At 29.6% G+C, this 11,994-nt stretch carries 12 protein-coding genes; 9 read left to right on the top strand and 3 right to left on the bottom strand.

Annotated elements, in window-relative coordinates; genetic code table 11:
* The 3 genes from BMX42_RS13460 to BMX42_RS13450 form a co-directional block, all read left to right on the top strand.
* Positions 1-1,657: T9SS type B sorting domain-containing protein (locus BMX42_RS13460; protein ID WP_143055660.1), on the top strand; the 1,657-nt coding region annotated here is incomplete at its 5' end.
* A gap of 3 nt (positions 1,658-1,660) precedes the next feature.
* Complete coding sequence (locus BMX42_RS13455; protein ID WP_091315569.1) at positions 1,661-2,566, top strand: PorP/SprF family type IX secretion system membrane protein; 906 nt, start codon at positions 1,661-1,663, stop codon at positions 2,564-2,566.
* Between the two features lie 11 nt (positions 2,567-2,577).
* Positions 2,578-4,488 (top strand): OmpA family protein, encoded by a 1,911-nt coding sequence (locus tag BMX42_RS13450; protein WP_091315565.1) that lies wholly within the window; start codon positions 2,578-2,580, stop codon positions 4,486-4,488.
* A gap of 88 nt (positions 4,489-4,576) precedes the next feature.
* Here BMX42_RS13450 and BMX42_RS13445 read toward each other — a convergent pair whose 3' ends face one another.
* A complete protein-coding gene (locus BMX42_RS13445) occupies positions 4,577-4,867 on the bottom strand; it encodes an N-acetyltransferase (RefSeq protein WP_091315556.1) in 291 nt (96 codons plus the stop codon).
* 205 nt (positions 4,868-5,072) lie between these two features.
* Here BMX42_RS13445 and BMX42_RS13440 point away from each other — a divergent pair, with 205 nt between their 5' ends.
* The 5 genes from BMX42_RS13440 to BMX42_RS13420 all read left to right on the top strand — a co-directional run bounded on the left by BMX42_RS13440 (position 5,073) and on the right by BMX42_RS13420 (position 9,417).
* Positions 5,073-5,732: an alpha/beta hydrolase family protein gene (locus BMX42_RS13440; RefSeq protein ID WP_091315553.1), complete on the top strand. Its 660-nt coding sequence runs from the start codon at positions 5,073-5,075 to the stop codon at positions 5,730-5,732.
* Positions 5,733-5,750: 18 nt separating this feature from the next.
* Complete coding sequence (locus tag BMX42_RS13435; RefSeq protein WP_091315548.1) at positions 5,751-6,638, top strand: lytic transglycosylase domain-containing protein; 888 nt, start codon at positions 5,751-5,753, stop codon at positions 6,636-6,638.
* A gap of 12 nt (positions 6,639-6,650) precedes the next feature.
* On the top strand, positions 6,651-7,019 hold the full coding sequence (locus BMX42_RS13430) for a sulfite exporter TauE/SafE family protein (protein ID WP_091315586.1): 369 nt from the start codon (positions 6,651-6,653) through the stop codon (positions 7,017-7,019).
* 366 nt (positions 7,020-7,385) lie between these two features.
* Complete coding sequence (locus tag BMX42_RS13425) at positions 7,386-8,483, top strand: glycosyltransferase (protein WP_091315544.1); 1,098 nt, start codon at positions 7,386-7,388, stop codon at positions 8,481-8,483.
* A gap of 1 nt (position 8,484) precedes the next feature.
* A complete protein-coding gene (locus BMX42_RS13420) occupies positions 8,485-9,417 on the top strand; it encodes a glycosyltransferase family 2 protein (protein ID WP_091315541.1) in 933 nt (310 codons plus the stop codon).
* 109 nt (positions 9,418-9,526) lie between these two features.
* On the opposite strand, the gene BMX42_RS13415 is transcribed toward BMX42_RS13420, so the two are convergent.
* A complete protein-coding gene (locus BMX42_RS13415; RefSeq protein ID WP_091315539.1) occupies positions 9,527-9,919 on the bottom strand; it encodes a sugar 3,4-ketoisomerase in 393 nt (130 codons plus the stop codon).
* A gap of 2 nt (positions 9,920-9,921) precedes the next feature.
* A complete protein-coding gene (locus BMX42_RS13410; RefSeq protein ID WP_143055659.1) occupies positions 9,922-11,025 on the bottom strand; it encodes a glycosyltransferase in 1,104 nt (367 codons plus the stop codon).
* Between the two features lie 105 nt (positions 11,026-11,130).
* Between BMX42_RS13410 and murQ the strand changes: the two genes are divergently transcribed.
* Positions 11,131-11,949 carry an N-acetylmuramic acid 6-phosphate etherase gene (gene murQ, locus BMX42_RS13405; RefSeq protein WP_091315532.1) on the top strand — a complete coding sequence of 273 codons (819 nt, stop codon included), beginning with the start codon at positions 11,131-11,133 and terminating at the stop codon, positions 11,947-11,949.
* The last annotated feature ends 45 nt before the right edge of the window (positions 11,950-11,994 follow it).

Here is an 11,994-nt window from a genome sequence, read left to right as displayed (position 1 = left end):
AGTAACTTTTACAGCGACTGATGCTTGTGGAAATGCTTCTACTTCTTCTGGAACATTCACTATTCAAGATACAACTGATCCAACAATTAATACTCAAGCGAGCGACATGGTTGTGGAATGTGATGGTCAAGGAAATTCTCAAGCTCTTGCAGCTTGGTTAGCTTCTAATGGTGGTGCTGTTTCTTCTGATGTTTGTTCAGGTGTAACTTGGTCTAACAATTATTCAGGTTCTTTATCTGATGATTGTGGATTAACAGGCTCAGCAACTGTAATATTTACTGCAACTGATGCATGTGGAAACGCTTCTACTTCATCTGGAACTTTCACTATTCAAGATACAACAGATCCAACAATTAGTACTCAAGCGAGTGATATGGTTGTGGAATGTGATGGTCAAGGAAATTCTCAAGCTCTTGCAGCCTGGTTAGCTTCGAATGGTGGTGCTGTTTCTTCTGATGTTTGTTCAGGTGTGACTTGGTCAAATAACTATTCAGGTTCTTTATCTGATGATTGTGGATTGACAGGTTCAGCAACTGTAATATTTACAGCGACTGATGCGTGTGGAAATGCTTCTACTTCTTCTGGAACATTCACTATTCAAGATACAACAGATCCAATATTCACCTCTGAATTACCAGAAAACATAAGTGTTTCATGTGATGCTATTCCAGTTCCTCAGGAATTAACAGGCTCTGATTCTTGTAGTAGTCAAATTACAATTACTACAAATGATGATATTGTTGAAAATGAAGGTGCTTGTATTGGCCAATTCACTATATTAAGAACTTGGACAATAACAGATAGTTGTGGAAACGATCAATCATATACTCAAACCATTTCTGTATATGACAATACTGCTCCAACTTTAGTTACTCCATTAAGTACCCAAGTTGATGCAAATTGTTCTGAAATTCCTGCAAAACCTCAATTAGAATTTGCGGATAATTGCTCAGGAGTTGATCCAAATATAGTTTATACTGAAACTACTACAATAATTTCTATTTATCAATATGTAATTGTTAGAAATTGGATTGTGAAAGATAATTGTGGTAATGAAGCAAGTTTTTCTCAAACTATAAATGTTTCAGTTAGCGAACCATTTGACGCTATTCCATACAGAATTTGTAAAAATGAAACTATAGATTTATTTACTTTATTAGATGATGATCTACCAACTAATGGAACTTGGGTAGAAGTAAATACATCTGGAACTCTTTCAGGAAGTATATTCAACCCTTCTGATTTAGAATATGGATATTATACTATACAATATATTGTCAGCGTTGAAAATAATCCGTGTCCATTTATTTATGAAATTTACATCAATGTTGCAAATTGTGATGTATTAGCCGAATGTGAAATAACAGTTTATAACGCCGTTTCACCAAATGGAGATGGTTTAAACGAAGTATTTTTGATTGATGGTATCACTTGTTATCCAAATAATACTGTAGAAATTTACAACCGATGGGGAGTAAACGTATACAAAGCAGGAGGTTACAACAATGGTAGTGTATCATTTGATGGCCTATCTCAAAATAAATTAACGGTTGGTAATGACAAATTACCTGGAGATACTTACTTTTATATTTTAAAATATAGTGATGCCCAAAACAACTCTTTTGAAAAAACAGGATATTTATACATAAAATACTAGTCTATGAAAAATTATATATACAATCTTTTATTATTGTTTGGTATTTTGAGTTATAGTCAACAAGACTCCCAATATACACAATATATGTACAATACCATTAATGTGAATCCTGCCTATGCAGGAACCAGAGAAACATTTAATATATTTGTACTACACAGAAATCAATGGGTAGGCTTAGATGGCGCTCCTGTAACAAATACTGCTTCGGTAAACACAAATGTTGGTGATAGCAGATTTGGAGTTGGTGTTTCATTTGTAAATGATAACATCGGGCCAACACAAGAAAATGGAATTTCAGCCGACATAGCTTACATCATTCCTTTAAATGGTGAATACAAACTATCATTCGGTATAAAAGGAACAGCTAATTTATATAGTTTAGATGCAAACAAACTATCTATATATCAACAAAATGACCCAGAATTTCAAAGTTTAAACGGTAAACTTTCTCCAAATTTCGGAACAGGTGTTTACTTCTATTCTGACAAGTTTTATGTAGGAGCTTCAGTGCCAAACTTTAACAAAACAAAGTATTATAACGCCGATGAAGTTTCCATAAATACAAAATCTGTGAATTATTATTTACTTTCTGGTTATGTATTTGATTTTAGTCAATCTGTGAAATTCAAACCATCATTCCTTGCGAAAATTGATGAAGGTGCTCCTTTACAATTAGATGTAAATGCTAACTTCATGTTTAACGATAAATTTGTAATTGGAGGATCTTACAGATTAGAATCTGCAGTTAGTTTATTGGCTGGTTTTCAATTCTCAAACTCTTGGTTTTTGGGATATGGATATGATTTAGAAACTACCAAATTATCAAACTATAATTCTGGATCACATGAGATATTTTTAAGATATGAATTCTTTAAAAATACTAAAATTTCTACACCTAGATTCTTCTAAATATTTGAATTATGAAAAAAATTATCGTACTCTTATTATTTGTTTCATGTTTAGTTCATGCACAACAAGCTAAATTAATTAAAGCTGATAAAGAATTTAGTTCATTTGCTTATGTTGATGCTATTGAAGTCTATGAAAAAATACTGAAAAATGGTTATCAATCAGCTGATTTATACGAAAAATTAGGTAATTCATATTATTTAAATGGTGAAACTGAAAAAGCAGCACAATGCTATAAAGCATTAATTGCTTACAATACTGAAATAGATCCAGAAATTTATTTTAAATATTCACATTGTTTAAAAGCTCTAGGAAATTATGATGAAGCTAATAGAATGATGGCTATTTACTATGACAAAACTTCAAATTCTGAAGGTAAAAAAGATTTGGACAACTATTTATTAGAGATAAAAAATAATTCTAAAGATTATTTAATTAAACCAACTGATATTAATACAGAATTTTCAGATTATGGTCCGTATTATTCTGGCAATAAAGTATATTTTACTTCTGCAGTTGATACAGCTGCTGTGAGAAAAAAAATACACGATTGGACAGGTCAGAATTTTACAGATATTTATGTGGCCAATGTTAATAAAGACACGACACTTACCTTTTCTGGAAATTTTTCAAAAAAAGTAAATACCAAGTTTAACGAATCGTCTCCAATATTTACAAAAGATGGTAAAACGATGTATTTCACTCGAAATAATTTCCTTAATGGAAAAAAAGGAAAAAGTGATGACAAAAGTACTTACGTAAAAATTTATAAAGCCACTTTAGTTGATGGTGAATGGTCAAACATTAGCGAGTTATCCTTCAATAATGACGAATCTAGTTTTGCACATCCAGCTTTGTCTTTAGACGAAAAGACAATGTATTTTGCTTCAGATATGGCTGGCACAAATGGGTATTCGGATATTTATAAAGTAAAAAGAAATAGTGATGGAAGTTTTGGAAGCCCAGAAAATTTAGGCAAACAAATAAACACAACTGGAAGAGAATCTTTTCCCTCGGTAGATAAAGAAGGAAACCTTTATTTTGCTTCAGACGGTCATTTAGGTTTAGGTGGTTTAGATTTATTTAAAGCTAAAATTAATGATGATGGTAGTTTTCAAAATCCAAAAAATTTAGGAGAAAGAATCAATAGTCCAAAAGACGATTTTGCTGCTACTTTTTACGACAAAACATCTGGATTTTTTACTTCAAACAGAGATAACGGTAAAGGTTTTGACGATATTTATTATTTCAACGAAAAACAATGTAAACAAAAAGCAGACGGAATTGTGTACGATGCGCAAACCAAATTACCTATTCCAGCTGCGACAGTAATTTTGTTTAATGATGAAATGAATGAAGTGGAGAAAATAAGTGCCGATGAAAAAGGATATTATTCCTTTAAAGTAGATTGTGGTAAAAAATATTACATCCGTGCTTTAAAAGAAGAATACGAACCTGCAGAAGTTAAACTAACAACTAATGCGATTGATGGTAAAGTAAATACTAATGATATTTATCTTTCTAAAAAACAAATCCCTATTGATGAAGGAACTGATTTAGCGAAAATATTTAATATTAGTAAAATTTACTTCGATTTAGATAAATCAAATATTCGACCTGATGCCGAAGTTCATTTACAAAAAATCATTGAAGTGATGAAACAATACCCTAATATGGTTATCGATATTCGTTCGCACACTGATAGTCGCCAAACGCATAAATACAATGAAGCATTATCAGACCGAAGAGCAAAATCTACTCTAGAATATATTGTGAAAAATAAAATTGCTAGAAACCGATTAACTGCTAGAGGTTATGGTGAAACACAGTTAGTAAATAAATGTGCAGATGATGTATATTGTACAGAAGATGAGCATCAAATGAACAGAAGAAGCGAATTTATAATTGTTAAAATAAAATAAAGATAAGGATTAGGTTAGGTTTTATTTGACGAAAAATCCCAAAACACATGTATTATGGTTTTGGGATTTTTTATGATTTTAAAATATGTTAAATCTTAATTCCTGGAGGAAGTAATTCTTGAAATCTTTTATTCTTTCTAAAAAAAGAAACAATTTTTGTATTTGTAGGAACCACTTTAAATTTACGTTCTTGTGCAATATCTAAAACTGAAATAATAAACTCGTTTACCCTTTCTTCTTCTTCATTTTCATTCGCACAAAGCTTAGTCAAAAATATCTTTCGCTCTTGTATAGCGTACTCAATAGTTAATAGTCCGTTGTCAGTTTTAGTTTCAAACTGTCTTAACAATTCATTGTCTTTAATCTCTTCAACTAGCATAAAATCGTGTTTTAAATACTAACAAATCTTAATTGTTTGTTAAAATGTGATGCAAATTTACGAAAAAAACAAAGACTAGTCAAGTACTAATTGAATGAATATCATCAGAATAGAAAATATTTAATGTAAAATTGATTTTTATAGTCTAAAAATTATATAAAATTGAAATTATATCATAATTTTAAGGCATTAAAGAAAATAAAACATGGCTAAAATTCAAGTATATTTTGTTCCCGGTTTAGCAGCAAGTATTGAAATATTCGAAAACATAAAATTACCTGAAGCTATTTTTGAAACACATTTTTTAGAATGGATTTTACCTGTTCATAATGAAACAATTGAAAGTTATGCTAGAAGAATGTGTGAAAAAATAACTCATGAAAATGTAGTTTTAATCGGTGTATCTTTTGGTGGAATTATGGTTCAAGAAATGTCGAAAATTGTAAAAACACAAAAAGTAATTATTATTTCAAGTGTGAAAAGTAATCAAGAATTGCCTCTTCATATGAAATTAGCTAAAGCAACTAAATTTTACAAAGTATTACCAACAAGTTTATTAGGCAAAGTAAATTATTTATCAAGATATGTAAAAGGCAGAGGTTTAATTGCGAAAAGAGTCCAATTGTACAATAAATATCTATATATGAAACAAACTAAATATTTAGATTGGGCAATTGAAAATGTTTTACTTTGGCAAAGAAGCATTCCCGATGAAAAAGTAATACATATTCACGGTGATGAAGACATGATTTTCCCAATAAAAAACATCAAAAATTGCATCATAGTAAAAGGTGGCACACACATTATGATTGTAAATAAATACAAATGGCTAAATGAAAATTTACCAAAAATTATTTTAGAATAAAATTAAAAAATTACAAAGATGAAAACGATACACAAAACCACTCTAATAGTTGCATTATTTGCAGTTTGCGGACTTTTTATATTTTCAAAATCTTATAACAGTATTCCAAAGAAAAACCACATTGAATATCCGTTAGACATGGATTTTTGCGGTGAAAAAGTCCCAACGAATCTTGCGGATGTTAAAGAACGTTTAGATAGAGAAATGTTAATTAATATGAATATGCATGGTTCAACTACAATTCTATTAAAAAGAGCTAATAAAGTTTTTCCAATCATCGAACCTATTTTAGCAAAAAATGGTATTCCAGATGATTTTAAATATTTAGCTGTTATCGAAAGTGGCTTAGTTAATGCTATTTCACCTTCTGGTGCGAAAGGTGTTTGGCAATTTATGCCCGAAACAGCAAAAGAAAGTAAACTAGAAGTTACCGAACAAGTTGACGAAAGATATCACATCGAGAAATCGACTGAAGCTGCTTGTCAATACTTACTAAAAGCGAAAAACAAATTCGGAAATTGGACTGTTGCTGCCGCTTCCTATAATGGCGGAATGACTGGTTTACAAAATCATATTACTTTTCAACAAACTTCAGATTATTATAATTTATGGCTAACGGATGAAACAGCACGTTATGTTTTCAGAATCTTAGCCTTAAAAGAAATCATGAAAAACCCTGAAAAATATGGTTATTTAATTCCGAAAGAAGAATTATATCCAAAATTGAATACCAAACGAATTTCTGTCGATTCTACTATTACAAATTTATCTACATTTGCTATTAGTCAAGGAATTAACTATAAAATATTGAAAACACATAATCAATGGTTACGTGATAAAAAATTAGATAATCCTTCTAAAAAAGTATACGAATTTGAAATTCCAACGGAAGGTTATAATAAATAAATGAAAAGCAAAATGACCATACAAACTATATTATCTTTAATTCTAATTGGAATTTTAGCAGGTGTTTTAAGCGGATTAGTTGGCGTTGGTGGCGGAATAATTATGGTGCCGTTATTGGTTATGTTTTTTAGTTTTAACCAACATCAAGCTCAAGGAACAAGTTTGGCTGTTTTAGCCGTTCCTGTCACAGCTGTTGCGGTTTTCAATTATTACAAAGAAGGACAACTGAATTTAAAATATGCCGCGATAATTGCTGTTTTTTTTGTTGTGGGAAGTATTTTTGGAAGTAAATTCGCTTTAACCTTAGATCAGAAAGTATTAAAGAAAATATTCGCTGTAGTTTTAGTCGTTATTGCAGGAAAAATGCTTTTAGAAAAATAAAAAACTCGAAACAATGTTAAATTGTTTCGAGTTAGATTTAGATTTTCAATTATCAATTTCCAGCCATTCTAGTGCTGTCAAAAACCTTTAATTAATTTATTAATGCGGTTATGTGATTTGAACTTATGATAATAAAAATCTAAAGTATCCATTTCAACCTAGCATCTTCCAGCAGATTTATTAAGGTCGATTATTATAACACCATAAATTTACAACTAGGTTAACAAAAAATAAAAAATACTCGATAAAATATTTAAAATTATCGACAAATTACACAATTACCTAAAAATCAATAGTTTAAATCCAAAATAAGCAATTTTAGATTATTAAAAAAAAACTCGTATTTTTGAATCAAATTAAAATTAAGTGAATAAGCAAAAAATTGTTATTTCTGGCGTTAATATGGTTGAAGGTGGTATTTTTACTATACTTCACAATGTTTTGCAAGAACTTTCTGAATACAACAAAAACAAAGATATTCAAGTAATTGCTTTGGTTCATGATGCCTCAAAATTCAATTTTCCGAACATTCAATTGGTTGAAATTCCAAAATCAAAAAAATCTTGGTTGTATCGCTTTTATTACGAATATTTTTATTTCAAAAAATTATCTAAAAAATTACAACCTGATGTTTGGTTTTCCTTACACGACACTACTCCGAGAGTTATCGCTAAAAAGCAATTTGTATATTGTCATCATCCAACCACGTTTTTTAAACCCACTTGGAAAGACTGGAAATTCGATTACAAAATTGGTGTTTTCTCTTTGTTATATGATAATTTATTCAAATTAAACATCACTAAAAATCATACGGTTTTTGTCCAACAACATTGGATAAAAGAAATTTTCGAAAAACGATTTAAAATAACAAATGTAAAAGTGGCCATTCCTCAATTCGTGGAAGAAATTACTAGCGAAAAAATAGAATTAGATAAAAATAAAATTCATTTTTTTTATCCAAGTTTTCCGAAAAGTTTTAAAAACATCGAATATATTTTTGAAGCACTAAAATTACTTCCAGAAACGGTAATCAATCAATGTGAATTTCATATTACAGGATTAAAAAATAACAACTCAAAATATGTTAATTATTTAAACACAAAATACGATTCAATTGCTGTAAATCGTTTAAAATTATTAAATAGAAATACGATGTTAAAATACTATAATTCAATTGATTGTTTGATTTTTCCATCGAAAATTGAAACTTGGGGCTTGCCTATTTCTGAAGCAAAAGCACATCATAAAAATATGCTTTTGGCAAATTTACCTTATGCGAAAGAAGCTTGTGGTGCTTATGAAAATGTGTCTTTTTTTAATTTAGAAAACCCAAAAGAATTAGCAGATATGATTTCAGAAATTGTAGCAAAAAAGCATGTTTTTCAAGGAAATAAAACAACACATGACACCAGTGAAGATTTACATAGCTGGAAAGAATTATTCCATTATATTTTAAACGATTAAGATGCCATTTTTCACCGTCATAATTCCGCTTTACAATAAAGAAAATTTTGTTCGAGATGCCATAAAAAGTATTCTTAATCAAACATTTACTGATTTTGAATTATTAATTATAAATGACTGTTCAACAGATAATAGTGTAGCAATTGTTTCAGAATATGTATCTGAAAAAGTGCAAATTATTCATCACGAAAAAAATAGCGGATTAGCGGCAACTCGAAATACAGGAATTAAAAAAGCAAATTCAAATTATGTCACTTTTTTAGATGCAGATGATGTTTGGAAACCTAATTTTTTAGAAAAAATATTTCATTTGATTCAGAATTTCCCTGAAGCAAGAATATTTGGTACCAATTATGAAGAAATTTGGAAAGGAACCTTAAAAAATCCAATAAATGGTTCTGAACTTTTAGAAAAAAATCACACAGGTTATATTGATTTTTTTAAATTAAATTTAAAACAAGGAATTTATTGTCACGGTTCTGTTTGCTTCCATAAAGAAGTGTTTGAAAAAATTGGATATTACAACGAAAGTATTAATTTTTCTGAAGATTTAGATTTTAATATTAGAGCCAACTATCACTTTAAATTAGCATATAATAATTCTCCACAAATGATTTATTTTATGCTAACTGAAAATCAAATCACGCAAAGTTCTTTACAAGACAAAACGATACCCGATTATGATTTGTATGAAAATTGGACAAAAAACAATCCAGATTTAAAGAAATACCTCGATTTTGAACGCTATGTTTTAGGTAAACGTTTGAAAAAAGATAACGATTCACGTTGGAAAAAAATGATCGCAAATTTGGATTCGAACAATCTAAATTGGAAACAAAATTTACTATTAAAAATGCCAAGTTTGGTTTTGAATTCTTTGGATAAAGTAAAGTTGTTTTTATTAAAAATGGGAATAAAACCAAGTACATATTAGTTAGTACTTTTGTCATTTCGACGTTAGGAGAAATCTCATAATCCAAGTTTCATTATGTGATTTCTCCTAACGTCGAAATGACAAACCAAACCATAAAACTTCGTGGCATTTACTTCACAAAACTTAAATATTCCTTATAACTTCTAATGTAATCTTCTTCTGAAAATTCTTCAGAAGCCAAAACCAAACAAACTGAACCAGAAGAAAAATTCTCTAATTCACGCCAAATATTATTTTCAATTAGCAAACCTTTATCAGGACGGTTTAAAGTGATAATTTCTTTTGATTTTCCATCTTTTAAAACCACATCAAAACTTCCAGAAATGGCAATTAAAACTTGTTTAAGTTTTTTATGCGCATGTCCACCACGCTTAGCGCCACTAGGTATATCAAACAAATAGTATACACGTTTTACATCAAAAGGAATGGTATCGTTTTCAATAACACCAATGTTTCCTTTCGTATTATTTATTTTAGGAATATCTATTATTTTGTAGTTCATTTTTATGTTCTTTGTTTTTCAAAAACCTTAAGCCATTCAGCGCCAATAGTTTCTAAACTAAACTGTTTTACACTAGTTAAGGCGCTATCTTTACAATGTAAATATAAATTATTATCTGAAACAAAAAGGTTAATCGCTTCAATTAGTTTTTCTGAATTCTGATTTTCAACTAACAATCCGTTATTTTTATGTGAAATTATTTCACTTGGTCCGGAAGTGTAATCCCAAGAAATTATTGGGGTTTTACAAGCTAACGATTCTAGCAAAACCATTGGCATTCCTTCGTATTTACTAGATGAAATTGTAAATAAAGCATTCTTATAATATCGAAATGGGTTTTTGACATTGCCCTTAAAAATCACCAAGTCTTGTAAATTCAAGCTTTCTACTAATTTTATCCATTTATTTTTCAGTTTTCCTTCCCCTAAAATAAGTAACTTAATATTTTTCGAAGGTAAAACCGATTTAGCATAACATTCAATTAATTTATCGAATTGTTTTACGTTTTTATTCATACTACCAGCAGATAAAACATATTGAAAATCGTCTGAAATAGGTTCATTAGCTTTTTCAGAAATATTTTCAAAATCAATTGGATTATAAAGTATTTGGGAAGGAATAAACTTGTATTTAGAGCTAACTTTATCATTAATTCCATTCGAAACGGTGATAAAGTGTTGGCAATTTTTATATAATAATTTCGCTAAAAAAGTGTTTTTTGGAAGGTACGATTTCAGTTTAAAACTATGAATCGTTTGAATAAATTTTGGATATATGAAGTTATGAATAATCAATTCTTGCAAAAAGAATTCTTTCGTTCTAAAATCAATTACATAATCGAAATGATTAGTAGCAAAAAATTTCTTCAAGGCAAAAAACCGCTTGCTTCTACTCCACCAGCTGTTTCTCTTATCTTTTAAATGTTCCAAATGAAATATTTTTCCTGAAAAATCATATTCCACTTTTCCAGAAAAAACCACATGATAAACTTCAAATTCCTGATTATCAAAATAGTTAGATAACAATGCAGCAACACGTTCTGCACCACCATCTGAAAGTGTTACGGTAACTAAACAAATTTTTAATACTGAAGGTTTCTTATCCAAAAGATATAGTTTTAAACAAATATAAAAATATTCAATAAACTATGGTCGTCATTCTTTAAATTTATAAATACTTTGTATATTTGGACAACTATAATTGGATTTTTAATGTCATTTATTAAAACAACTGAGCAATCTTCAAAATACGAACATTTAGAAAAAATGTCTGTAAAAGAATTGCTTACCAACATCAATACCGAAGACAAAACGGTTCCTTTAGCTGTTGAAAAAGCCTTATCACAAATTGAAGCTTTAATTGAACAAGTTATAGCTAAAATGAAAAATGGTGGTCGCTTATTTTATATTGGTGCAGGAACTTCTGGTAGATTAGGTGTGGTGGATGCAAGTGAATGTCCGCCAACGTTTGGTGTTGATTTTGATACCGTTATAGGAATTATTGCTGGTGGCGATACCGCAATTAGAAAAGCAGTTGAATTTGCTGAAGACGACAAAAACCAAGCTTGGAAAGATTTGCAAGAATGGAATATTAATAAAAATGATGTTGTAATTGGAATTGCAGCTTCTGGAACAACGCCTTATGTAATTGGTGGTTTACAAAAATGTAATGAAAACGATATAATTACAGGAAGTATCAGTTGTAATGCACAAAGTCCGCTTTCGCAAACAGCGAATTACCCTATTGATGTGATTGTTGGACCAGAGTTCGTTACTGGAAGTAGCCGAATGAAAGCCGGAACTGCTCAGAAATTAGTTTTAAATATGATTTCTACCACAACTATGATAGCTTTAGGAAAAGTGAAAGGCAATAAAATGGTTGATATGCAATTGAGTAACGACAAATTAATTGACAGAGGAATTAGAATGATTATGGAAGAAATTCCTGTTACTTATGAAGTTGGAGCTGAATTACTAAAAACACATGGAAGCGTGAGAAAAGCAGTTGACTTTTTTAAGAACCAAGTATAAAATTAAAAAACCAAGTAAAATTCAAATATAAAATTCAAAAAAATA

Origin of the sequence: Flavobacterium terrigena, assembly GCF_900108955.1 — a bacterium.
In the GTDB taxonomy this organism is placed as follows: domain Bacteria; phylum Bacteroidota; class Bacteroidia; order Flavobacteriales; family Flavobacteriaceae; genus Flavobacterium; species Flavobacterium terrigena.
This window is presented reverse-complemented; position numbering and strand designations above follow the sequence as displayed.

Bases quoted from the DNA above. Each gene is read 5' to 3' on its own strand.
- BMX42_RS13455 (WP_091315569.1), top strand. From the start codon at position 1,661: ATGAAAAATTATATATACAATCTTTTATTATTGTTTGGTATTTTGAGT.
- BMX42_RS13450 (WP_091315565.1), top strand. From the start codon at position 2,578: ATGAAAAAAATTATCGTACTCTTATTATTTGTTTCATGTTTAGTTCAT.
- BMX42_RS13445 (WP_091315556.1), bottom strand. From the start codon at position 4,867: ATGCTAGTTGAAGAGATTAAAGACAATGAATTGTTAAGACAGTTTGAA.
- BMX42_RS13440 (WP_091315553.1), top strand. From the start codon at position 5,073: ATGGCTAAAATTCAAGTATATTTTGTTCCCGGTTTAGCAGCAAGTATT.
- BMX42_RS13435 (WP_091315548.1), top strand. From the start codon at position 5,751: ATGAAAACGATACACAAAACCACTCTAATAGTTGCATTATTTGCAGTT.
- BMX42_RS13430 (WP_091315586.1), top strand. From the start codon at position 6,651: ATGACCATACAAACTATATTATCTTTAATTCTAATTGGAATTTTAGCA.
- BMX42_RS13420 (WP_091315541.1), top strand. From the start codon at position 8,485: ATGCCATTTTTCACCGTCATAATTCCGCTTTACAATAAAGAAAATTTT.
- BMX42_RS13415 (WP_091315539.1), bottom strand. From the start codon at position 9,919: ATGAACTACAAAATAATAGATATTCCTAAAATAAATAATACGAAAGGA.
- murQ (WP_091315532.1), top strand. From the start codon at position 11,131: ATGTCATTTATTAAAACAACTGAGCAATCTTCAAAATACGAACATTTA.